Consider the following 22,587-nt stretch of genomic DNA (forward strand, 5'->3'; position numbering starts at 1 on the left):
ACCGCGTTGCGGGTGTCGTCGCGGCACTCCGGCAGCAGCGGGTTAGGAATACCGTTCGGGAAGTTGCCGTCCGGGGTGTTGTGTACCTTGACGAAGGTCACCGGCACGTTCAGCACCTTAAAGCGGGCTTCGAGAGCATCCACCACCGGGCCGGCCGCACCGTTACCGGAGTTGATGACCAGCTTCAGCGGCTTCAGGTTCGCCACGTTGATGTAGCCCAGCAGGTGGTCGATGTACTCTTTCTGCAGGTTGATTTTTTTGTAGCTGCCGCGCTTCGCGTCGTTCACCGGCGGGAAGTCGTTGGCTTCCGCCAGGCGCTGCACGTCGCGCAGGCCGGTGTCGCCGCTGATAGGACGGGCGCCCTTGCGCACCAGCTTCATGCCGTTGTAGTCCATCGGGTTGTGGCTGGCCGTCACTTCGATACCGCCGTCCACGCCCAGGTGGAAGGTGGCAAAGTAAATCTCCTCGGTCCCAGAAAGGCCGATATCCAGCACGTCCACGCCCGCGTCCTGCAGCCCTTTCGCCAGGGCCAGCTTGAGGGACTCGCTGGTCAGACGCACGTCGCCGCCCAGCACGATGGTCTGCGGTTTTAAATATTCGCCGTACGCGCGGCCAATGCGCCACGCGATGTCTTCGTTCAGCTCTTCGCCCAGCTTGCCGCGAATATCGTAGGCTTTAAAACAGGTTAATTTTTTCATAGGTTACGCTCCGTCGGAGAATCATTTCCATTTCAAATATGTAGTTAATGGCATGGATTAATGGTAATCAGATTCGCCCATAGCGATCTTTAAAACGAACGATATCATCTTCTCCAAGATACGATCCGGAACGCACTTCAATGATATTAAGAGGTATTATTCCTGGATTTTCGAGGCAGTGACGAACTCCCTGAGGGATATAAATAGACTCATTTTCTCGGAGTAATTTCACTTCCTCACCCAAAGTTACTTGGGCAGTACCTGAAACCACAATCCAATGCTCCGCTCGGTGATGATGCATCTGTAATGACAATCCTTCACCTGGCTTCACAGTTAGTCTTTTCACTTGATACCCATTACCCGTATCGATTGAGTCATACTTGCCCCACGGACGGTATACTTCGCGGTGAATATGATGCTCGTGGCGGCCATCCGCCTTGATCTTCTCCACCACTTTTTTAACGTCCTGCACGGCGTTACGATCGGCAATCAGGACAGCGTCTTTGGTCTGGACAACCACCAGGTCTTTCACCCCAACCGTAGTCACCAGGCCAGACTCAGCGTAGACGTAGCTATTTTCCGTTGCATAGCTGATGACATCGCCATGATGAACATTGCCGCTGAGATCTTTATCACTGATATCCCATAATGATGACCAGGAGCCAACATCACTCCAGCCTGCATTCATGGGCACGACCACCGCATCAGCAGTTTTTTCCATAACGGCATAATCAATTGACTCGTCAGGACAGGCCAGAAATGCCTGTTCGTCTACCCTGACAAAATCGAGATCAGGATCAACGCCAGCGATTGCCTCCTCGCAAGCGGCCAATATATCAGGTCGGAATTTCGCCAACTCTTCCAAATAACGTGATGCGCTGAACAAAAACATGCCACTATTCCAGTAATAATCACCACTGGCAATATATTTCTTAGCTGTAACCAAATCTGGTTTTTCAACAAATTGAGCTACATCAAAGGCAAATTTGAAGTTATTTTCAGATACGCATGTACCACGACGAATATAACCGTACCCCGTTTCAGGTTGATTAGGAACAATACCAAATGTGACTAGCTTTCCCATCTCTGCAAGGGGTATTGCGCTACTAACTGCTTGACGAAAAGCATCTTCATTCTTGATGACATGATCTGCAGCAAGAACAAGAATAAGAGAATCCTCAGACTGCGTAGTACGTAAGATGGTTAGAGCAGCTAATGCTATAGCAGGAGCAGTATTTCTTCCTGTTGGTTCAAGAATGATATTCTGAGTTAGTTTATCAAGCTGACGCAACTGCTCAGCAACAATAAAACGGTGATGCTCGTTACAAATGACAATCGGGCTTTCACATGCAATACCATTAAGACGATTAATGGTTGTTTGCAGCATAGTCAGCTCACCTGTTAGACAAAGAAACTGTTTCGGATAAAGCTCACGAGAACGCGGCCACAACCTACTACCTGCTCCCCCAGCCATAATTACTGGAAAAAGACTCATATATAATCAACCCTTTGTTAACAACGCATCAACCCATTCAGATAAAGATAAACATCCTGAAATTTTAACGCGTTCATCTTCACTAATAAGATTCTTAATATATTTATCACATTGCTCGGTAGACCACTCATGCCCTGTATCTCGATCAATAATCGTAACATTATGGCTATTAATATGTGCTAACACTGTTGGGTTAGTTGTCACAAGCTTGCTATTACTTTTGAGTGTTTCCCATGTACGCATCGTCAGACCCGTTTGTTTCTGATGATGGATATCAATAGTGTGATGGCTTACAGCAGTAATTTCTTCTAGTTTTTTTCTTGAGATAGGTTTAAAAGTTACCCATTCTTTTGGACAAGAACGCAAAGCCGGATTTAAGAGGTAATAAAAAATATACTGCAATCGACTTTGGAAATATATCTTAACATAATGCTTGATTGTTTTTTTGGGTCCTAAAAAACGAGAAAGGACATTTACACGATCACCATGATAACTACCAATGAAGCAATAATCGAATATTATTTTTTTATCGTGAGTATGTTGTTCATGATGATGATTTGAATTATAAAATAGAGGCAAATAGGGTATTTTATATTTCTGACTATCTTTCAAATCAAAAGTATAAGTATGGTTAGATAATTTTGAAAGTGTAACAAACGTTTTGATATTGGATATAGAATCCCACGTGTAAGTCGTTATATTAATGTTATGATTACTATTTCGGAGTTTTTGTAAAAAAGAAGGAGTAATACAAGTTCCTTTTATTATTATAACTTCAGATATCGAAGATAAATCATCAGCTATAGAATCATAAATGTCCCCACAGTATTTTTCTGAAAGTCTAGAAGCATAAATTGGAAAGTTATATTTAAAAAGGGCTTTGGAAATTGATGAGCATACCGGCCTGTCAGAGAAGCTATGGACTTTATCGAAATGCTTGCTTAACTCTTCTTCTATCAATTTTTTATAATCAAAAAAATTGGGGCAGATAAACAAGACAGAATTAATTTTTGCCATCACATTTAACCCATTCATTTTTATCAAAATCAAATTGCTTTATAATTCTAACAGGGTTACCAACAGCAATTGAATATTCTGGGATATTTTTAGTAACTACCGAATTAGCCCCTATTATTGAAGACTTACCAATACGTACTCCAGGTAAAACTACAACCCCTTCTCCTAACCATACATTAGATTCAATATATACTGGATCGGTATGTAACTCTCTTTCTCTACAGAGTGTATCGGGATGCGAATGACTGCTACCGGCATATTGACCATGATTTAAGTCTGTAATAAATACCCTACTTGCAATCAATACATTATCTCCAAGACTGACACATTCTCCAGCAACAATATGGACTGAATCATTGATTTGACAATCAGAACCAATAATCAAAGCAGGTGTTTGTTTTTCACCATGAGCTTCAAGACGGCAGTAACGGCCGGTTGTAAAACCGCTGCCAATTGCGATCTTATCTTTACCGCGGATATCAAAAGGATGCCGGATAATACGAGCATCACGACAAATCAGACAAGTTAATAACTTATCTATACATAAACGTAAAACACCTAATATTCCGTACCGACGTAAAAAAGACATTATTATAAGAGCTCCTTATAAGCAGATAAGGTATCATTATAACATTTTTCCCATGAAAACTTTTTCGCTTGAATAAAGCCTTCATTACGTAATTGATGGTAGAGTGCTGAATTTTGTATATCGTTAAGAGCTTGAGAAATTGCGACTGGGTTAGGCTGTTCCAGTAAAACAGCAGCATTTCCAGCAACTTCTGGAATAGAGGAAACATTAACAGCGATTACAACACACCCGCTGCGCATCGCTTCAATTACAGGTATGCCAAAACCTTCATATAACGAAGGATAAAGTAAGCAGAGCACACGGTTATAAATTCCATTGAGTTCTTCATCAGTGACACGCCCAAGATGTTGGTAGCGTCCAGGGATTTTACTTTCGAGAAGCGCTATTTCGTCACTTGTTAGCTGTCCGCCACCAACAATACTCAACACCAGTGAAGAAGAAAGCGCGAGAGCATCGACAGCCATGGCGAAGTTTTTATAACCGCCTCTGGCACCAACAAATAACACTTCGTTAGTTTTAATAGTGTTATCTATTGGATAATATTTTTCGGAAACACCATTATGGACAATACGGATTTTATTTTCAGATACAGGACAAAATCTCATTAAATCGTTGGCGGTATTTTGAGATACGCAAAGGATGAGATCGCTATTCCTAATCGCTCGGTTTTTCTGCCAGGTATGCATCCATTGAGCTGGGCCACTACGGAAAAGCTCATAGGTAAAATCATGGACCGTTGTAATTATTTTTGACTGCTTATTATTTACTGGCAAACGATAATGGGTAGAATGAAATATCGCGTCTTGATCAAATTCATTAATATTAACATCACGCCAGCGTTCTTGAATACGTAAAGTACGATGAGAAACATGAGTATTATTGCCGCTTAGCGTTATATTCTCATGGCAGTCATTATATCTTATATAGTTTAATTTATGATTATCTTTTTGATAAAACGATAATATCTGCCCAAAATAAACCGTACAACCACCGCCATTTTGTAGGTTTTCAATGATTCCATCAATGACTAGTTTCATAAGAAATCTCTTTTCGCACAACTCTATTAAATATGAAATATAAAACCGAAACAATTAAAAAGAACATTCCAGGTGTAAAATAACCAGCCCCTCGAATAAAAAACTCAAGGAAGCTTGCTAAATAAAAACTGGAAAAAAGCAATGTCTTTTTATCAATATTAAAGCGTTCTCGCCTCACTGCTATAAAAATCCTGACCCAACCCACAAGATATAGCATTACGATGAGAATACCAAAAACCCCAAATTCACCAATAATCTTTGGCGCAGTTGCACCGGCATCGAACTGATTAATATAAATATTAAGCATTTCGAAAATTTTATTAGATATATTCCCATATATAGTGGATATACCATATTGTTGAAAACCTGCACCGATTAGACTCTGGTGCAAGGTCAAAAACGCATTATCCCATCCCTGCATGAGAACAAGTGCAGATAAATTATTAGTATCACTGGATAAATCAAGTCGTTCTCTATAATAGAGAAAAAAATCGCTTTCGATAAATATATAAACAAGGATCGCGAACAAGCAAAAAATTACAAATGCTGGTAAAAGGTGTTTTGCTGAAATCACATAGGCTAATACCACTGCAAGAATCATAGTGAAATTCTGAATGTATACTCCCCAAAGTCCAAATATTAATAGCAAAATTAATCGTAATGGACTTCTAATATTACTAAACGAAAAATATATGAGTAAGGGGGCACAGACCAGAGCAAAATGCGAAGGTTCCTGGAATAAAAAAGTAGGTTTTTCCAACATCGTATTGAAAAAATCTATCTTTGTAAGGCTAATCATCGCATTGAAAATAATAACATATAATATGAATAAAACCGTGGAATGGATATCTACTTCCGATGTTTCATTAATTGCGCTTTTAACAACATAAGCAGCACTTGCTGATATAATAATAGAGATGAAACTCAAGAGGAACTTTGGAAAGTCGGGTTGAGCTAACTCTCCACCGAATATGGAATTCACTAGAGTAAAATGCAGAACGATAAAAAAGAAAAAGGATACTAACAACAGAACGAGCATTACATCCTTATTACTAAATACAATTTTTTGCTTATTAACCAGAACTCGCAAAAAAATAATAACAAGTGAACTTATTACTATTCCTATTGTGAATGAAGACTGATGCGCCAGTATCATTAGTAATGAAGGTAAAAATATTACCATGGAAGCCATCAGGGACAAATTGATAACATTCAATCGAATTTTCATTTCATTTTCAAACCATCAATGAGACCTTTGCGAATTGCTTTTTTCTGAGTATTAGAGGTCATCAACACAATATAGATTCTAGTAAGGAGTACAAAACTTAAGGCAATATATCTTTTGAATCCCTTCAAATTTTTGCGAATAAAATAAAGACGGTTACGCGTTAAATGATACATTCCGAAATAAGAAAGATCTCCTCCGGTACTAGCACCAACTTTATGATAAATAATAAGTGAAGAAATAACGTTCACTATAAAACCTGCTTTATAAGCACGGAAAAGGAAGTCTGTATCATCATAATAAGCAAAATATTTCTCATCCATTTCACCGACTACTTCCCAAAGTCGACGGGATACCATTAAGAAACATGTAGGCGCATAGGCATGCTGGTGAATTTCATGATAATCAGATATATTATATTCTTTATCGATATTATTATGTGGTGCTAATGCTCTATATTCATCGAAATAACCACCACAATACCATATCTTTTTTCTAGGATAATTTAAAATTGTTGGCCCAACCATATCTAGTTTTTTTGTCTCAGCTTCAAAAACTAGTCTTTGTAATATATTCGGATCTTCAAATATCAAATCATTATTAAGAAAAACGATGTAGTCACAATCGTGAACATATGCCGCCTTCGCCCCTTGATTATTTCCAGCTGCGACACCGACATTCACGCCATGATTATCAATAAAATGAGTAGGAATATTGAAATCTGCACTTAATTTTTTGGCTAATTCTATAGACTCCGGCGATGAGCTGTTATCAACTACATACAAGAAATAATTATTATAGTTTTGAAGAGCAAGGCTGGAAAAGAAATCTGATAAAACATCGGGTGAATTATATAAAACAGTCACCAGCCCAATCTTAGGGTTATTCATATTTATAGTTTTCCCATCTGTTACTCTTTAAATTCAATGATTTTATAATTCGTGCAGGATTACCGGCCACTACGCAATTATCCGGTATATCTTTTGTAACAACCGATCGTGCCCCGACTACACAATTTTTACCTATTTTAACGCCAGGGTTGATATGTGAGCCAAAACCGATAAAACTATTATCACCGATTGAGACAGGCAATACTTTATTAGAAATACGATTACCAATTTTTTCTATTTCGTATTGTTCATCGAATGGGTGAATGATATCAACAATAGAGCAACAACCTGTGATAGAAACATTATTTCCAATTTTTATATGGTCTTTTGCTACGATATGCACATACTGTTCGATATTAACATTATCACCGATATCAATAACAATTCCCTTGCCACTATTCAAAACCTCAATTCTGGCACCATTGCGAATAAGAACATTACGACCTATCGCAACACGAGAAGTATTCACCATAAGTAATGGTTTTATAATACGACTCCCATTGCCAAATTTAGCCATGATAATCCGATATCGTATAAGATCGATAAAATACATAATCTTATTACAGATTTTTTTTAATATCATGGCGCAACCCATTCTCCGGTATTTTTGTTGTAGTGTTTAATTATACGTGCCGGATTACCTGCAATCATAACAAAACCATCGGGAAAAGATTTTGTCACAACAGCGCCTGTCCCAACGATGGTCCAACTACCCAAGACTACCCCAGGTAGAACTTTTGCAGCAAACCCAAGGAATACATTATCCTTAAGCACTATTTCCCCTTTATCAATATCTTTCTGGGAAAGAATTGGACCTGCTGAAGGCTCCATTCCATGCGCCAAGGTGCTTAAAAAAACATAATCGCTTAGTACCGAGTTCTCACCAATGACAATTTTTGAATTTGTATGAATATTAGCATATCGACCGATATAAACACCTGACGCAATGTCTATTGAAGCTTGCGAATTATCACGGATGATGAATGTTGCGCCATGATGGATAAGTGCTGATTTATCAATATTAACCCTACGATCTGTAAAGTATAAATATTTTATTTTGTAATATACGTTTAATATTCTGCTAAGCACGTTATCTCCCTAATATATGTTTTATTTTTATTGTGTTTTTTAAAATAAATATTGCAGTCAACACTAAAAGTACAAACATAGACGTGGAAAATAGTATATATTCTGCTCCATCTGTTATGTTCATTTTTACCTTCATAATCGACAGGATTACCGTAAACAAAACTAATGGTCCACCTGCCAGCAGTAACCTATAGCGAAGCTTACTTCCTTCCTGAGCAGAGATTCCTATTAGTTTGAATGAATAAATAAGCATGATAAGGGCTGTTGATATTGCCAAGGATATTGCAGAAGCATAAATACCGTACTTGCTAACAAACACATATGTAAGAACCACACTTATAACCCCTTCGAGTAATGGTAAATACATAATTTCATTTTGTTTGCCCTTTGCCAGGTAAACTAGTCCCAGCGGTGAACCAATCAATCGAGTTAAGTTAGTCAACAGTAAAAATGAAAAAATGGGATATGTCAGTTTCGCCACATCATACCCTACCCATAATTCCATTACATATTTACCGATAAAGAAATTAGCGATTAGTATAAAGAAAGAAAGATATAAAAGTGTTTGTGATAACAAAAACACAAAGCGGTCAAGCGAGTTTTTATCGTCCCGATGAACCATTTTAATCAAAGGTTGTAATATTGGAGTAATTGCAGCATTCAAAAAGCCAACCACAGCAGTTACTAATGTAATCGACAATGCATAATATGCATATTCTTTGAATGCAAACTTGCCAATCAAAACACTATTTAGGTTTACAATTAAGAATGTGGACAGATTAAAAATGAAGACACCCAAACAATAATTAATAAACTCATTAAATTTAACATTATCTAATAATTTTTTAGCTTGCGTATTTCCAATAACATTTAAACTGCTAGCTTTTCTATATAAAAGGTAAGTTATTATATAGGAAAATGTATTTATCAATAAAAATACACATGCCATCGCAAGCATACTGTTTCTTGCTGATAAATATATCCCCACCCCAAGAATTACGCGTGAGGTTAAGTTTATAAATGCTGGTATCTCGTTTTTCTCAATCCCAGTAAAATAACCATTATATGAACTGGTAATTAATCCTAAAATAAAAGAGAGAGAAACAATAAAAAAAACAACAGGAGCAAATGGAGAATCATCCTGCTTTATAGCACTAAAGATCTCATAAAAATTATAATAGCTAAAACAAAGAACTGTAACTGATACCAGCACACCAAGCAAGGATACGATTAATCCAAAATTTATTACACGACGAACTTGTAGTTCATTCTGCTGTGCTTTCGCCAATGTTACGTAACGTGCAACAGATAATTGTCCAGTAAAACCAATTAATGAAAAAAATGCACCAACTTGCAAAGCCAAAGACCAAATGGCAAAATCATTTATTGATAGTATTTTAATCAATAAAGGGGATATAATTATCCCCAAAATTACATTTGAAAACCCATTTATTACATTTGATATGGCATTTTTTATGAGTCGATTAAACCCACTCATTGGTAGTTTACCATCTCAGCTCGGAAACGAGTCACCATATTTTCGATATCATCAAGTACGTTTCTTGGATTATAGTCTGGCATAACAGATTTAAGAATACTGATGTCGTTAACGGGGAATACCTCTCTTGGGAAGTTACGCTCGTGCCAGGTTACTGTACAATTTGTTGTTTGAATCAGTACATCAGCAATTTGCTCTGCTGAAATATTATATCCAGAAGCTATATTATAAATATTACCATATGAATTCTTGTTCTGTGATAAGTTGATGCAAGCTTCCGCCACATCCTCGACTGACACATAATCTTTTTCATAATGTCGATCAATGAACATGTCAATATGACCATTATTAATTGCATTACGTGTAATTGATGGTAAGAATAGCGGGCTATTCAAAGCTACGCCATAGACATTACTTGGTCTGACAATGACAATATCTTTTCCGCTTTTAAGGCATAGCTCTTCTGATACAAGTTTTGTCAGATTAAATAGCCGACGAGCATCATCCTCACTAACAACCAAATCGGCATTTTCTCGTGTATCACTGCCATTCATGTAAACACGAGTAGAAGACATAAACACCAAGCGATTAAATTTCGAATACTGCAAAACATCAGACAGAAGTGCGCAGTTAGCCTGGAAGACATTGAATGGTGTGTTTTGACAATCACCATTGCCGGCACAATAAATAACAGTGCCCAAATCTTTTGTAAAGAGGGTTTGCTCGTCTCGTTGTGGAACCCAAACATCGTGTTTCAGTTGTTTTAACTGTTCGACGATTTCGTTACCAATGAATCCCCGTCCACCAATTACGGTATATTGCGCCATTTTACCATCCCTCCTTAATATTTTTAGTTATTTTTTCTAATGAAGGAAGGATTTTGTCTTTCTCAGAAAGAATTGGATCTTTAATTGGCCAATCAATATTCACAATTGAATCGCTCCAGATTAATCCGCCTTCATCAGATGGATCGTAGAAATCTGTGCATTTATATTGAAAATCAGCACTATCACTCAACACACAAAAGCCATGAGCAAACCCCGGGGGAATGTAAAACTGAATTTTGTTCTCTCCAGTTAACACGATAGACTCATACTGGCCAAATGTCGCAGAACCAAATCGGAGATCAACAGCGACATCGAAAACTTCGCCCTGAGTAACTGTTACCAATTTTCCTTGGGGTTTCGTTTTCTGGAAATGGAGTCCTCGTAATACGCCTCCTGTTGAACGAGAGCGGTTATCCTGAACAAATTCTTCCTTAATACCCGCGTCTTTGTAGCGTTTCGCATGAAATGTCTCATAAAAGAACCCACGTTCATCACCGAAAACTCGAGGTTCAATAACCAGTACACCTTCCAACTTTGTTTTAATAACATTCATGATGAAATGGACTCTTATTTTACGAGATTTAACAAGTAGTTACCGTAACCAGTTTTAGATAAAGTTTTGCCAATAGACTTAACCGTTTCTTTATCTAACCACCCTTGGTTGTAAGCAATTTCTTCGAGGCACGCAATTTTAAAACCTTGCCGTTTCTCGACAGTTTGCACAAATTGTGATGCCTCAAGTAACGAGTCATGCGTACCAGTATCCAGCCATGCGAAACCACGACCTAGCTGCTCAACTTTCAGTTCACCCATTTCGAGATATTTTTGGTTAACACTAGTTATTTCAAGTTCGCCCCGCTCCGAAGGCTTTACTTTCTTAGCAATATCAACAACACGATTATCATAAAAATAAAGGCCCGTAACGGCCCAATTTGATTTTGGCGCTTTTGGTTTCTCTTCTATGGATATTGCATTAAAATCTTTATCAAATTCAACGACCCCAAAACGTTCAGGATCCATAACTTTGTAACCAAACACTGTCGCACCATTAAGATGTTCGACTGCATGTTTGAGTTGTTTTCCAAAAGACTGACCAAAGAAGATGTTGTCACCTAGAACCAGGCAAACACTATCATCACCGATGAAATCTTCACCCAAAATAAATGCCTGAGCGAGCCCATCTGGAGTGGGTTGAACCTGATACTGTAAATTGATACCAAACTGATTACCATTACCAAGAATACGTTTAAAGCTTGCCTGATCTTCCGGCGTCGTAATCAATAAAATGTCGCGAATCCCGGCCAGCATCAGCACCGACAGTGGATAATAAATCATAGGTTTGTCATAAATAGGTAATAACTGCTTAGACGTACCCAATGTAATCGGATGCAAACGCGAACCAGAACCGCCCGCAAGAATAATGCCTTTCATTAATTATTCTCTCCATATTGTTTTGAAAGCCATGAAGCATATGCTCCACTTTTTACATTATTTACCCACGATTCATTAGATAAATACCACATAACTGTTTTACGAATACCACTCTCGAAAGTTTCTTGAGGATGCCAACCTAGCACATTGCCAATTTTAGTTGCATCAATTGCATAACGACGATCGTGCCCAGGCCTATCCTTAACATAAGTGATTTGATCGCGATAAGAACCTTCTTTAGGCACAATTTCATCCAACAGATCGCAAATCGTATGGACCACGTCCAGGTTCTGCTTCTCGTTATGACCGCCAATATTGTACGTTTCACCCGGTTTCCCTTGAGTGACAACGGTGTACAGCGCACGCGCATGATCTTCAACATATAACCAGTCACGGATCTGATCGCCTTTACCGTAAATTGGCAGAGCTTTACCTTCCAGCGCATTCAGAATAACCAGCGGGATCAGCTTTTCAGGGAAGTGATATGGACCGTAGTTGTTTGAACAGTTGGTGACAATAGTCGGAAAACCGTAAGTACGCAGCCAGGCACGCACGAGATGGTCACTGGAGGCTTTCGACGCTGAATACGGGCTGCTGGGTGCATAAGCGGTGGTTTCTGTGAAGAGTGGCAGCTTAGTTGATGCCGTTTGCTCATCAGGATGGGGTAAATCACCATACACTTCGTCGGTAGAGATATGATGGAAACGAAACGCTTTCTTTGCCTGTTCCTCCAGCGTTGACCAATACGCACGAGCGGCTTCCAGCAGCACATACGTGCCGACAATATTTGTCTCGATAAACGTTGCAGGGCCGGTAATAGAACGATCGACGTGACTTTCCGCGGCCAGGTGCATCACCGCATCAGGCTTATGCTTTGCGAAGATGCGATCCATGGCGTCTTTGTCACAAATATCCGCATGTTCAAAAGCATACCGGTCGCTGTCGCTGACTTCACTAAGCGATTCAAGGTTGCCGGCATAGGTCAGCTTATCCACATTGACGACGTCGTCCTGGGTATTTTTAATAATATGTCGTACAACCGCTGAGCCGATAAAGCCGGCCCCACCCGTCACAAGAATTTTCACGTTATCTGTTCCGTCTAGTGTTTATGTCTGGATACTGGCGTCCTGAAACCTGAGCATTTATTAACGGTTTCAGAAATTAAGCACGCTACCGCCCCTGGCTTAACAGCTACCAGTGCACTGAGCGATGTTTGATTAAATGATTTTTCTTGTCTGATTACAGACAAAAAACTGCCGTTAATTGTCGTCCTAAACGACCTCAGAAACAAGCACAAATCGCTACAAAGCGATCCCGATTTAAACCCTGTAACCCTATGTAATCATAGGATTAATAATAAAAAACGGCAGTCATCATTTTGGCTATATTTCAATACACCAAAATAATGACTGCCGCTTGTTCAAGACGTTGCAGGAATATCAGTCGTTTGCGAGCAACTTCTCAATACGGGTTCTGAACTTCGCCCCTTCCTTCAGGTTACGCAGCCCATAGTTCACGAACGCCTGCATATACCCCATTTTCTTACCGCAGTCGTAGCTGTCGCCGGTCATCAGCATCGCGTCAACAGACTGTTTTTTCGCCAGCTCGGCAATCGCGTCGGTCAGCTGAATACGATCCCAGGCGCCTGGCTCAGTTTTTTCCAGCTCGGCCCAGATATCCGCGTTGAGAACATAACGACCCACTGCCATCAGGTCTGAGTCCAGCGTCTGTGGCTGATCCGGCTTTTCGATGAACTCAACGATGCGGCTCACCTGCCCTTCCGTTTCCAGCGGTTCTTTCGTCTGGATAACGGAGTACTCGGAGAGATCGCCCTTCATGCGTTTCGCCAGCACCTGGCTACGACCGGTTTCATTGAAACGCGCCACCATTGCCGCCAGGTTGTAACGCAGCGGATCGGCAGAAGCGGTATCGATGATGATGTCCGGAAGAACAACAATGAATGGGTTATCACCCACAACCGGACGGGCACATAGGATAGAGTGGCCCAGGCCCAGCGGCTGCGCCTGACGGACGTTCATGATGGTCACGCCCGGCGGGCAAATAGACTGCACTTCCGCCAGCAGTTGGCGTTTGACGCGCTGCTCAAGCAGCGCTTCGAGTTCGTAAGAGGTGTCGAAGTGGTTTTCTACCGCATTCTTGGACGAGTGCGTAACCAGGACGATTTCTTTGATCCCTGCAGCAACAATCTCATCGACAATGTACTGAATCATTGGCTTGTCGACGATCGGCAGCATCTCTTTAGGAATGGCTTTTGTGGCGGGCAGCATATGCATGCCCAAGCCTGCTACCGGAATGACTGCTTTCAAATTGATCATTATCTCTTCCACCTTAATATGGTTGACGAAGTATAAACTGTGTCAGGAAAAATGCCTGTAGAAGAAAGTCTACTTCGTCGAATGCAAATCACGTTTGACTCAGAACTCTGATTACTTAAGCTCATTAAGCTATAAGTGTGACCCAGAATCGTCGGAAACCCTACCAATAAAGAAGAAGAAAAACGTGTTTCCGACAAATCCCAGATTCTAAGTCATTACTCAGAAACGAACGTGATGTCATCTTTCTTCTCATGCACGAACTCATACTTCAACGTACGGTCCAGCCCTTGAGATAAGGTATAAGGCGCTTTAAAACCTGAGGTGTGCACTTTCGTCGCATCAAACTGAGTGGTGGCACAGAATTTTTTGACACGCACGGAACTAATCGCATACTTTTTCCCGGTAACTTTGCTAAGAATATCAAAGCAATAACCGCCAAGCATACCTAAGGGATAAGGGAGATGAACTGATGGGATTTTTTTGCTAAGGCTCTTTTCTACCTCGGCAACCAGCTGATTCATATTCAGATCGGGTTTATCTACATAGTTGTATACGTCGTAGCCAGGTTTGACGTTGCTCAATCGGAATTTGATAAACTCAACAATATTACCGACATAAGCCATAGACTTATAGTTAGTTCCGGCACCTACCATTGCGAATTTTCCACCCGCAATTTGCTTAAGAAGATTGAAGACATTGCCTCGATTGCGTTCACCAAAAATGACCGTTGGACGAACAATTGTCAGAGATCGCTCTTCTGGAGCTTTGTTGAACCATTCGCGCAGTACCTCTTCCGCCTGCCACTTACTTTTACCATAGTGGTTAAAAGGATCGTGCGGGTGAGATTCATCAGGATTGACTTTATTGAGACCATAAACGGCAACTGAGCTGGTAAAAATAATGTTCTTAACATTATTTTTTTCCATAGCTGCCAGTACGTTACGCGTTCCCTGAACGTTTACATCGTAGTAAAGTGAGGTTGGGCTAACATCATCACGATGCTCGGCAGCGAGTAATACTACCGTATCGAAACCGGCAAGAGCGTGATCGAGTTGCTCCTGATTGCGCACATCACCGGAAACAGTAATCTCAGGGTAGAAATGGCTTTGCTGTTTGTCGAAGTTGGTAACATCAAACTCAGCCTTAGAAATCTCGATCAAACGAGTCCCAACGAAACCGGACGCGCCAATAAACAAAACTTTATCGTTCATAAACCACTCAGTGCGTTATGTGTGTTTGGCAAACCTCCGGTAATCACTGTATTCCCTGAGGTATCGCTAAAGATAAGACAGAACTGACGAAAATGTGGCACGGATTATAAACCCTAAAATCGCTGAGTTCAGTAACAAATTTTAGGGGTTACCGCGCACTCAATGAGATGTGACGTCAATACTTACTTTCTGAAGGAAGGAAGCGCAAAATTCAGCCTTTCCACATTCACCACCTGCTGGTCGACCCGGTCAATATCCACCGAACTCTGCCCCTTCTCATTCACTGCTTTTATGTTCGCCAGCGACAGCAAGGTCTCATCTTTCGCCATGAACTTGCCACGCACATCCTTGCGCAGGTCGAAGTTGATCTTCAGGGCGGGACCCACAGCGGCTTCCTGCATCACATTGATATTGCGTAAAAAAAGATGCTGCGGCTTGTTGTGCAGTTCCAGCGTCGCCCGCTGCATTTCCACGTTAGTTATCGCCACAAACGAGGTGGCGTTACCGGAGGAAATCTGTATTCCGCGCAGTTTATACGCAAGCTGTCGATTATCGAGGTGAATATTATTGAGCTTGAAGTTCTGCGGGATGGACAAATAATCGCCTTTTATAACCCCATAGCCGATTAACATTCCGGCGCTGTTCACCATATCGACATTATCAATAATGAAATTATCACAGCCATAAATGGCCACCGTGGCGTTGTCTATTCCCGCCTTTTTACTGAAATCGGGGGTAATATTTTTGGCTTTGATATTGCGGATAACAAAATGCTTACCGTTTTCAACGTGCACCAGCTGGCGACAGTTGCTGCCGGTGATGTTTGCCACCACGAAGTTCTTGACGGTTTGCTTCTCCGGATAGTCGTTATCGTAGGTGCTGCCGGCGAGGCCAATGCCGATGCCCCAGTTGATCTTGCCGTTGGTGCAGTTGATGTTGTCGATGACATGATCGGAGATCAGGATATTGCGATCGTTGATGGCGACGTTCCACTCGATAGCATCGCCCTGAAGATGGCTAAATTTACTGTTGGTGATGCGGGCACCGTCCACCTGGTTGTGGAACCCCTGGCGCAGGATGGCGTAGTTGGCCTGGCTCACGCTGATGTTATCAATCAGCAAATTACGCATCACGCTCGGTTTCTTGCCGCCGATGTAGATCTGCGTCACCGGGCCAAAACCGCTCATGGCCAGCCCTTTGATGACGCAGTCAGAGCCGCGAACGTCGAGCGTAATGTTCTCCGTGCGACCGGCACCTTCGCCTATCACTTTGCTACCTTCCTGCAGCACAAAGCGGCCGCGCCCGTTGCCGGTTAACGCCCCGCGGATCAGCAGTGTTTTACCGTCGGGAATGAAAATGCCCGTATTGATGTTTTCGCAGGTGAGCCCGGCCGGGACCACGACGGTGTCGCCGTCATTAAACGCCTGCTTAAAGGCGGCGATCCAGTCGTTGTTATTGTACTGATTAACAGAGACCGTTCTGCCGCTTGCCGCCCGCGCGATGCGTGACGACAGCAGCGGCGTGGCCGCCAGAACGGAGAGAGAAGAGACAAAGGTGCGTCGGGTAATCTTTTTCAGCATACATCCTCGGCGTTACAGCGTTTGCAGCAGGCTCGCTAACTGGCGGTTAATCACCTGCTGGTTAAAATCGGTTTCCACTTTTTGTCGGGCGTTATGGAGCACGGGCTCCAGCGCCTGCTGGTCAATATCGCTGAAGGCAGCTAATCGGTCCGCAAGGGCCATCGCGTTATTCTCCGGCACCAGCCAGCCGGAGTGGTCAGACTGAATCAGCTCCGGGATCCCGCTGTGCAGGGTTGATACCACCGGAATACCTACGGCCATCGCCTCCATCAGCGCCACCGGAATGCCTTCCATATCGCCATCGGCGCCCGTCACTGAAGGCAGCAGAAAGACATCCGCCTCGTCGAGCATGGCCTTGACCTCGTGGCTCGGCTTGAAGCCCGGCATCTCTACGACATCTTCCAGCTGATACTGTTCGATAAGCGTGCGCAGACGACGCTCCCAAGGCCCAATGCCGAGAATGCGATAGTGGAAATCCACCCCGCGCGCTTTCAGCTGGCGGCAGGCTTCAATGGCCACATGGAGGCCTTTCTTCTCGGTCAGGCGAGCAACGGAGATGATCTGCAGCGGTTTTCCCGGCACCTTTACAGGACGGCGAGTGAAGCGCGTTAAATCCACGCCCATGCGCGAAACGGCAATTTTCTCTCTCGGGCAGCCCATGTTTTTCAGGCGCCCGGCCCACAGGTCGCTGATAGGCAGCATCATGTCGCCGCGTCTGAACAGCTGCTGATACTCCGGCGTGTAGTGGTTCAGCACTTCGCGGCTGGAGATGTCGATACCGTGGAAGATGGTCGCAATTTTGCCGTCAATCACGCCCAGTTCGCGCAGCTTCGCGGCGGTGACGCCCGCCGGGCCAAAGTGGGCGATAAACACGTCGGCACGATACGGCTGCGCGGTTTGCCCGCAGATGGCCGACAGGATCAGATTGCGGGATTCGGCCCCATAGCGGGAAACATTCAGCGCCCGCCAGGTCGACGCGCGGTGGATCCCACGCAAGGTCTGGCTGGCCCGGTGGCGCAGCTTGCTCAGCCTCCCGGAAGGCTCATCCTGCAGCCAGCGGGTTTTCGCCTCCAGCCCATACTGGGTATACGCCGCATGGGTATTTTTGGTATCGCCCTTTTGCAGGGCGATAATCTCCACGTCATATCCCATATCGATAAACGCGGTGATTTGGTTCAGGACAAACGTTTCGGACGACAGCGGAAATTTCAGTAAGAAGAAACCAACCTTCATTTCCCCTCCCGTACGCGGTCAAGTACCGATTTCACCATCCCAATGCCCTTCTCGCGCTCGGCTTTCACCGCCACGGCCAGGCGTTCATTGATCGCAGGCAGCTGGCCGAGCGTGTCGCCCACCATCGCACCGAGCGACCCATCAAGCAGATGACGGATATCCACGGCCATTTCCGGCATGCCGAGCTGCTGCATAATCCCTGCTGATTTGTGCTCGTAGTTGATGGCAATGGCCGGCGTGCCAAAGTTCATGGAGATAATGGCGGAGTGCAGGCGCGTGCCGACGGTCAGGTCGCAGGCGGAAAGCAGCTTGCCCATCTCCAGGTCGTTCAGTTCATCCATCACCACGTGATAGCGGGACGGATCGTTCACCAGGCTGCGCAGATTCAGCGCCACCATGCGGTCGTCTTTGTTGTAGCTGTCGATACCGGTGCAGGTGGAAAGCGCCAGCACCTGGTACCCGCTGTCCAGCACGCGGTTCACCACGTCGGCGAAGGCTTTCTCATACGCCGCCTGCGTCGTGCCTAAACGCTTATCGAAGGGCGCCAGCTCGCGCAGGGTAATGGCAACGGTTTTCTGTTTCGCCGCCACGTCGAGCCAGTGCTGCACCGCGTAGCTTGGCTGGAAGCTGTCGTCCTGGTGGTCCACCAGCCACGCGGTGTCCACGCCGTGCTCAACTTTTGAGGTGTCAATTTCGCTGCGCTTCATCATGTCGAGGCTGACCGACTCGCGCAGGATCAGCGCGTCGCAGTGGCCGAACACGTAGTTCGCCAGCTGGTTAAACTGCGGATCCTGGAATGGCCCGACGCTGTGGCCAATCATAAACAGCGGCTTTTTCGCCATAAATGTGCACAGCGCATGCTCAAACTGCGGCACGCCGTAGAGATCGACGAAGAACGATCCGCCGACCTGGATAATGGCGTCGTAGCCGGACAGCAGACGAACAAAGTCGGTGAAGCCCTGCGCGATAGCGATGTTGCGCAGCTTGCCGGTATCGGTCACGCGGGAAAGCAGCACCTGGTGCTGGTAGCGACGACGCAGCACTTTCTTCACGCGGCCCATCACGCCCGCGGCGTTGTTGTGCTGTTTCATCTGGCTGTAGAGCGGGTCGCCCATCACCGGGCGGTTCAGTAACCAGGATGAGCTGACCGGATAACGGCTCATCACGTCCACTTCGGTCTCAGGCTTAAGGGTGTTAATTGCATCCAGTAAACCGCGCAGGATGGCGCTGTCGCCACGGTTGCCGCAGGTATGGTTGCCAAGAATTAATAATTTCATAATGGCCTCTTAAATAACTAGCCTGCGCGAAGCAGCGTTTTCATTTTTTCGTTACGGCAAAACTGGCGCTTCATCTCCACCACCAGCGCATTGCGTGACAGCACAATCATCACGCCAAATGCCAGCGCGCCCGCGGCAACCTGTACCGCCAGCAGCGCGGCCAGCGGCAGGTGACCGCTGAGGATGATGCCCAGGCCGTAGCTCACCGCCAGGGTCGGCAACGAGAGATAGAACGGCAGCCACAGGCTCAGGATGTACTGACGGTAGCTGGAGCCCAGCACCGGCTTGATCATGATGAAGTAGCTCAGAACGGTATTGACTACCTGCACCAGCAGGAAGCCCAGCGTCACGCCGATGGCGCCCGCCATATGCCCGCCGACGATAATCGCCGGAATAAACAGGAAGGTTTTGAACACGTTGAACTTAAAGCTGATGTCCACGCGCGCTTTTGCCATCAGCAGGGAACCAATCGGATTCCCCACGGAGCGCAGCAGCCCCACCACGCAGAGCAGCTGCAGGATCGGGATGATGCCGTTCCACTTCTCGCCAAACACCAGCGGCACAAAGTTGCTGGACACCACCATCAGCCCCAGCAGCACCGGGAAGTTAATGATCCCCACAACGGAAAGCAGCTTGTAGAAGTTAACGCGCAGCTTCTCGGTATCGTCCTGGATCTTGGCGAACGCCGGGAACAGGACGCGGGTGATGATCGGGTTCAGCTTCATCGGCGGCACCACCGCGACGTTGTAGGCCAGGTTATAGCCCCCCGCCACGCTCGCGCCGAGAATACGCGCCAGCACCAGCGTCGACAGGTTGGTATTCACATAGTTGATGATGCTGTCCGCCGTCAGCCACGCGCCAAAGCGCAGGTTGGACGAGACGGACGCGAGAGAGAAATGCAGCCCGGGACGGTAGATCTTGCGGCCAAAGTAGCCGAACAGCAGCGTACGCACGGCAGAGTTAACCAGGTATCCGAGGATGGCGGTCATCGCCAGCGGCCAGAAATGGGCGCTCACCACGGTGAAGGTAAAACCCGCCAGCACCGCGCTGGTCTCAATCATGCCGATCTTGTTGAACTCCAGCTCTTTCTGCATCAGCGCGCGGAACTGCTGCCCGTGCGGGATCACTACGAACGCAAACGACAGCGTGCGCATCAGCGGAGCCAGATCCGGGTTATGCAGCACGCTGGCGATGGTGTCGCTCAGCAGGAACACCAGCACGAACACGAAAATCCCCAGCCCAACGTTCAGCCAGTAGAGGGTGGTCAACTCAAGATGGCTGATCTCTTTGCGCTGGATAATCGAGTTGGCGATACCAAAATCAGACAGCGTATCGGCCAGCGCGATAATCACCAGCGAGACGGTCAAAAGGCCGAACTGGTGATTATCAATAATGCGCGCCAGCACGGTCATCTGCACCAGACCGAGGCCAATGATGACGATGGTCGCCATCGCTGACCATTTGGCCCCGCTGATGGTTTTTTCACGTAAGCTCATCTTAGTACGCCGCTTTGTTCACGAAACCTTTGAAGATGGTCAGAAAAACAATCTTGATATCGAACCAGATACTCCATTCACGGATGTATTCCAGATCGAATTCGATACGTTTTTCCATTTTTTCCAGCGTGTCGGTTTCGCCGCGCCAGCCGTTGATCTGCGCCCAACCGGTAATGCCCGGCTTCACCTTATGGCGCAGCATGTAGCCTTCAATCAGCGAGCGGTACTGCTCGTTGTGCGCCACCGCGTGCGGACGCGGGCCAACAATCGACATGCCGCCGGTGAAGACGTTGATAAACTGCGGGAGTTCATCCAGCGAGGTGCGGCGCAGGAAGTTCCCCACGCGGGTGACGCGCGGATCGTTCTGCGTTGCCTGGGTCACCACCTTGTCGTTTTCCATCACCTTCATGGAGCGGAATTTCCACACCATAATCGGCTTACCGTCCATACCGTAGCGGGTCTGGCGGAAGATAACCGGGCCGGGAGAGCTCAGCTTCACCGCGAGGGCAATGCAGCACAGCACTGGGGAGATGAGCAGTAAAATCAGCGATGAGAGCACGATATCTTCCGCGCGCTTCAGCACGCGGTTAATGCCCGACAGCGGGGTATCGTACAGCGGTACCACCGGCACGCCGTTCACTTCTTCAATGCGTGAATGGAGGATGTTAAAGGTGAAGACGTCCGGGATCAGGATCACCGAACAGGTGGTGTCCGCCAGCTCGCGCATCAGTTGCTTAATGCGGGATTCGTCTCTCATCTGCATGGCGATGTAGACGTTGTGAATTTTACCGGCTTTCGCGTCTTCAATAAGCTGTTCGTAATTGCCCGCCCAGTCCGACGGCACGCCGCCCGGCTTCGCGTCGTGATAAATCCCGACCACTTCAAACCCTAACCACGGCTCTTTGCGGAAGCTGTCGAGCAGAACCTTACCAACCGGCAGATCGCCCGCTACCGCAACGAAGCGACGGTTATAACCGCGGTTACGCAGCCAGCCCGCGCCGAAGCGGATCAGGGAACGGCAGACCACCATGCCGACGCTGGTTATCAAATACCAGCAGAGATAGGTGACGAGGCGATTATCAAAATCATGGCTGAATGCCACCAGGCCCGCGCTGAAGATCAGGCTCAGGGTCCAGTTCTGCAGCAACAGCATCAGTTCGGTGGTCATTTTCACGCCGCGCCACGAGCGGTAGAAATCGGTCATCCCACCGATCATCTGAAACACGACCAGCGCAATGAGTGCCATCAGCAGATGCATATATAAGAACGGCAGCCCGCCGATCCGACACACCGCCCACAATCCACCGACCATGATGGTGATATCAGAAAAACGCTGCACCATAGAGATTAACGATGCATTCGTTCTCGCTCGTTCGCGTTTTTTTAGATTCGTCATCGTTGTTCCTGTATTCGGTTCCCCCTCCCGCCGGGAGGGGCAATTGTTACTGATTCAACAGCGCCAGAATGTCCTTCGTTCGGGCTTCCATCAGCGCCGTGTCAGCACGGGACTCCACGTTCAGGCGCACCACCGGCTCGGTGTTGGACGAGCGCAGGTTGAAGCGCCACTGCGGGAATGCCATGCTGATGCCGTCCGTACGGTCAATTTCCAGCGCGTGGATCGCAAAGTGCTGCTCCACGCGGGCAATGGCCTCGGCCGG

At 45.5% G+C, this 22,587-nt stretch carries 20 protein-coding genes and 2 pseudogenes; all 22 read right to left on the reverse strand.

Translation table 11 applies throughout. The features are described 5' to 3' along the window. A pseudogene (locus ACOTZB_RS22685) lies at positions 1–698 on the reverse strand (phosphomannomutase CpsG); the annotation flags it as partial. Positions 699–765: 67 nt separating this feature from the next. Further along, entirely contained in the window at positions 766–2,193 is a 1,428-nt protein-coding gene (cpsB, locus tag ACOTZB_RS22690; RefSeq protein ID WP_421628548.1) for a mannose-1-phosphate guanyltransferase, read from the reverse strand. Between the two features lie 6 nt (positions 2,194–2,199). Further along, the gene (locus tag ACOTZB_RS22695) at positions 2,200–3,210 is read right to left on the reverse strand and encodes a hypothetical protein (RefSeq protein WP_421628549.1); all 1,011 of its coding nucleotides are present in this window, start codon (positions 3,208–3,210) and stop codon (positions 2,200–2,202) included. Further along, the gene (locus tag ACOTZB_RS22700) at positions 3,197–3,799 is read right to left on the reverse strand and encodes a DapH/DapD/GlmU-related protein (protein ID WP_421628550.1); all 603 of its coding nucleotides are present in this window, start codon (positions 3,797–3,799) and stop codon (positions 3,197–3,199) included. Before ACOTZB_RS22700 ends, ACOTZB_RS22695 begins: the two co-directional genes overlap by 14 nt. A gap of 2 nt (positions 3,800–3,801) precedes the next feature. Beyond that, complete coding sequence (locus tag ACOTZB_RS22705) at positions 3,802–4,836, reverse strand: glycosyltransferase family 4 protein (protein ID WP_421628551.1); 1,035 nt, start codon at positions 4,834–4,836, stop codon at positions 3,802–3,804. Next, on the reverse strand, positions 4,820–6,064 hold the full coding sequence (locus ACOTZB_RS22710; RefSeq protein WP_421628552.1) for a hypothetical protein: 1,245 nt from the start codon (positions 6,062–6,064) through the stop codon (positions 4,820–4,822). Before ACOTZB_RS22710 ends, ACOTZB_RS22705 begins: the two co-directional genes overlap by 17 nt. After that, the gene (locus ACOTZB_RS22715; protein WP_421628553.1) at positions 6,061–6,951 is read right to left on the reverse strand and encodes a glycosyltransferase family 2 protein; all 891 of its coding nucleotides are present in this window, start codon (positions 6,949–6,951) and stop codon (positions 6,061–6,063) included. The genes ACOTZB_RS22710 and ACOTZB_RS22715 overlap by 4 nt, the downstream gene beginning before the upstream one ends. Continuing rightward, on the reverse strand, positions 6,944–7,468 hold the full coding sequence (locus ACOTZB_RS22720; RefSeq protein ID WP_421628554.1) for an acyltransferase: 525 nt from the start codon (positions 7,466–7,468) through the stop codon (positions 6,944–6,946). The genes ACOTZB_RS22715 and ACOTZB_RS22720 overlap by 8 nt, the downstream gene beginning before the upstream one ends. Positions 7,469–7,530: 62 nt before the next feature. Next, the gene (locus ACOTZB_RS22725; RefSeq protein ID WP_421628555.1) at positions 7,531–8,040 is read right to left on the reverse strand and encodes an acyltransferase; all 510 of its coding nucleotides are present in this window, start codon (positions 8,038–8,040) and stop codon (positions 7,531–7,533) included. A gap of 1 nt (position 8,041) precedes the next feature. Further along, positions 8,042–9,538 (reverse strand): hypothetical protein, encoded by a 1,497-nt coding sequence (locus ACOTZB_RS22730; protein ID WP_421628556.1) that lies wholly within the window; start codon positions 9,536–9,538, stop codon positions 8,042–8,044. Continuing rightward, complete coding sequence (locus ACOTZB_RS22735) at positions 9,535–10,365, reverse strand: NAD-dependent epimerase/dehydratase family protein (RefSeq protein WP_421628557.1); 831 nt, start codon at positions 10,363–10,365, stop codon at positions 9,535–9,537. The genes ACOTZB_RS22730 and ACOTZB_RS22735 overlap by 4 nt, the downstream gene beginning before the upstream one ends. 1 nt (position 10,366) lies before the next feature. Further along, the gene (rfbC, locus tag ACOTZB_RS22740) at positions 10,367–10,918 is read right to left on the reverse strand and encodes a dTDP-4-dehydrorhamnose 3,5-epimerase (protein ID WP_421628558.1); all 552 of its coding nucleotides are present in this window, start codon (positions 10,916–10,918) and stop codon (positions 10,367–10,369) included. A gap of 14 nt (positions 10,919–10,932) precedes the next feature. Continuing rightward, entirely contained in the window at positions 10,933–11,796 is an 864-nt protein-coding gene (gene rfbA / locus ACOTZB_RS22745; RefSeq protein WP_421628559.1) for a glucose-1-phosphate thymidylyltransferase RfbA, read from the reverse strand. Beyond that, on the reverse strand, positions 11,796–12,881 hold the full coding sequence (rfbB, locus tag ACOTZB_RS22750; RefSeq protein WP_421628560.1) for a dTDP-glucose 4,6-dehydratase: 1,086 nt from the start codon (positions 12,879–12,881) through the stop codon (positions 11,796–11,798). Before rfbB ends, rfbA begins: the two co-directional genes overlap by 1 nt. A gap of 354 nt (positions 12,882–13,235) precedes the next feature. Then, positions 13,236–14,132, reverse strand: coding sequence for a GalU regulator GalF (galF, locus tag ACOTZB_RS22755; protein WP_029742022.1), 897 nt, complete (start codon positions 14,130–14,132; stop codon positions 13,236–13,238). A 215-nt stretch (positions 14,133–14,347) separates the two neighbouring features. Beyond that, positions 14,348–15,343 (reverse strand): NAD-dependent epimerase/dehydratase family protein, encoded by a 996-nt coding sequence (locus tag ACOTZB_RS22760; RefSeq protein ID WP_214576607.1) that lies wholly within the window; start codon positions 15,341–15,343, stop codon positions 14,348–14,350. 182 nt (positions 15,344–15,525) lie between these two features. Further along, positions 15,526–16,923, reverse strand: a complete 1,398-nt coding sequence (wcaM, locus tag ACOTZB_RS22765) for a colanic acid biosynthesis protein WcaM (protein WP_047652462.1) — start codon at positions 16,921–16,923, stop codon at positions 15,526–15,528. A gap of 12 nt (positions 16,924–16,935) precedes the next feature. Further along, the gene (gene wcaL / locus ACOTZB_RS22770) at positions 16,936–18,156 is read right to left on the reverse strand and encodes a colanic acid biosynthesis glycosyltransferase WcaL (protein WP_421628561.1); all 1,221 of its coding nucleotides are present in this window, start codon (positions 18,154–18,156) and stop codon (positions 16,936–16,938) included. Then, a complete protein-coding gene (gene wcaK, locus ACOTZB_RS22775; RefSeq protein WP_033145972.1) occupies positions 18,153–19,433 on the reverse strand; it encodes a colanic acid biosynthesis pyruvyl transferase WcaK in 1,281 nt (426 codons plus the stop codon). Before wcaK ends, wcaL begins: the two co-directional genes overlap by 4 nt. Before the next feature lie 17 nt (positions 19,434–19,450). Beyond that, positions 19,451–20,929, reverse strand: a complete 1,479-nt coding sequence (wzxC, locus tag ACOTZB_RS22780) for a colanic acid undecaprenyl disphosphate flippase WzxC (protein WP_023312393.1) — start codon at positions 20,927–20,929, stop codon at positions 19,451–19,453. Between the two features lies 1 nt (position 20,930). Then, positions 20,931–22,325 carry an undecaprenyl-phosphate glucose phosphotransferase gene (wcaJ, locus tag ACOTZB_RS22785; protein WP_033145973.1) on the reverse strand — a complete coding sequence of 465 codons (1,395 nt, stop codon included), beginning with the start codon at positions 22,323–22,325 and terminating at the stop codon, positions 20,931–20,933. 46 nt (positions 22,326–22,371) lie between these two features. Further along, positions 22,372–22,587, reverse strand: a pseudogene (locus ACOTZB_RS22790) (phosphomannomutase CpsG); the annotation flags it as partial.

Source organism: Enterobacter cloacae complex sp. SHL020, assembly GCF_049236945.1.
In the GTDB taxonomy this organism is placed as follows: Bacteria; Pseudomonadota; Gammaproteobacteria; order Enterobacterales; family Enterobacteriaceae; genus Enterobacter; species Enterobacter dykesii.

What these genes read in the sequence shown, in the direction of transcription:
- cpsB (WP_421628548.1), bottom strand. Translation starts at nt 2,193, where the DNA reads ATGAGTCTTTTTCCAGTAATTATGGCTGGGGGAGCAGGTAGTAGGTTG.
- ACOTZB_RS22695 (WP_421628549.1), bottom strand. Translation starts at nt 3,210, where the DNA reads ATGGCAAAAATTAATTCTGTCTTGTTTATCTGCCCCAATTTTTTTGAT.
- ACOTZB_RS22700 (WP_421628550.1), bottom strand. Translation starts at nt 3,799, where the DNA reads ATGTCTTTTTTACGTCGGTACGGAATATTAGGTGTTTTACGTTTATGT.
- ACOTZB_RS22705 (WP_421628551.1), bottom strand. Translation starts at nt 4,836, where the DNA reads ATGAAACTAGTCATTGATGGAATCATTGAAAACCTACAAAATGGCGGT.
- ACOTZB_RS22710 (WP_421628552.1), bottom strand. Translation starts at nt 6,064, where the DNA reads ATGAAAATTCGATTGAATGTTATCAATTTGTCCCTGATGGCTTCCATG.
- ACOTZB_RS22715 (WP_421628553.1), bottom strand. Translation starts at nt 6,951, where the DNA reads ATGAATAACCCTAAGATTGGGCTGGTGACTGTTTTATATAATTCACCC.
- ACOTZB_RS22720 (WP_421628554.1), bottom strand. Translation starts at nt 7,468, where the DNA reads ATGGCTAAATTTGGCAATGGGAGTCGTATTATAAAACCATTACTTATG.
- ACOTZB_RS22730 (WP_421628556.1), bottom strand. Translation starts at nt 9,538, where the DNA reads ATGAGTGGGTTTAATCGACTCATAAAAAATGCCATATCAAATGTAATA.
- ACOTZB_RS22735 (WP_421628557.1), bottom strand. Translation starts at nt 10,365, where the DNA reads ATGGCGCAATATACCGTAATTGGTGGACGGGGATTCATTGGTAACGAA.
- rfbC (WP_421628558.1), bottom strand. Translation starts at nt 10,918, where the DNA reads ATGAATGTTATTAAAACAAAGTTGGAAGGTGTACTGGTTATTGAACCT.
- rfbA (WP_421628559.1), bottom strand. Translation starts at nt 11,796, where the DNA reads ATGAAAGGCATTATTCTTGCGGGCGGTTCTGGTTCGCGTTTGCATCCG.
- galF (WP_029742022.1), bottom strand. Translation starts at nt 14,132, where the DNA reads ATGATCAATTTGAAAGCAGTCATTCCGGTAGCAGGCTTGGGCATGCAT.
- ACOTZB_RS22760 (WP_214576607.1), bottom strand. Translation starts at nt 15,343, where the DNA reads ATGAACGATAAAGTTTTGTTTATTGGCGCGTCCGGTTTCGTTGGGACT.
- wcaM (WP_047652462.1), bottom strand. Translation starts at nt 16,923, where the DNA reads ATGCTGAAAAAGATTACCCGACGCACCTTTGTCTCTTCTCTCTCCGTT.
- wcaL (WP_421628561.1), bottom strand. Translation starts at nt 18,156, where the DNA reads ATGAAGGTTGGTTTCTTCTTACTGAAATTTCCGCTGTCGTCCGAAACG.
- wcaK (WP_033145972.1), bottom strand. Translation starts at nt 19,433, where the DNA reads ATGAAATTATTAATTCTTGGCAACCATACCTGCGGCAACCGTGGCGAC.
- wzxC (WP_023312393.1), bottom strand. Translation starts at nt 20,929, where the DNA reads ATGAGCTTACGTGAAAAAACCATCAGCGGGGCCAAATGGTCAGCGATG.
- wcaJ (WP_033145973.1), bottom strand. Translation starts at nt 22,325, where the DNA reads ATGACGAATCTAAAAAAACGCGAACGAGCGAGAACGAATGCATCGTTA.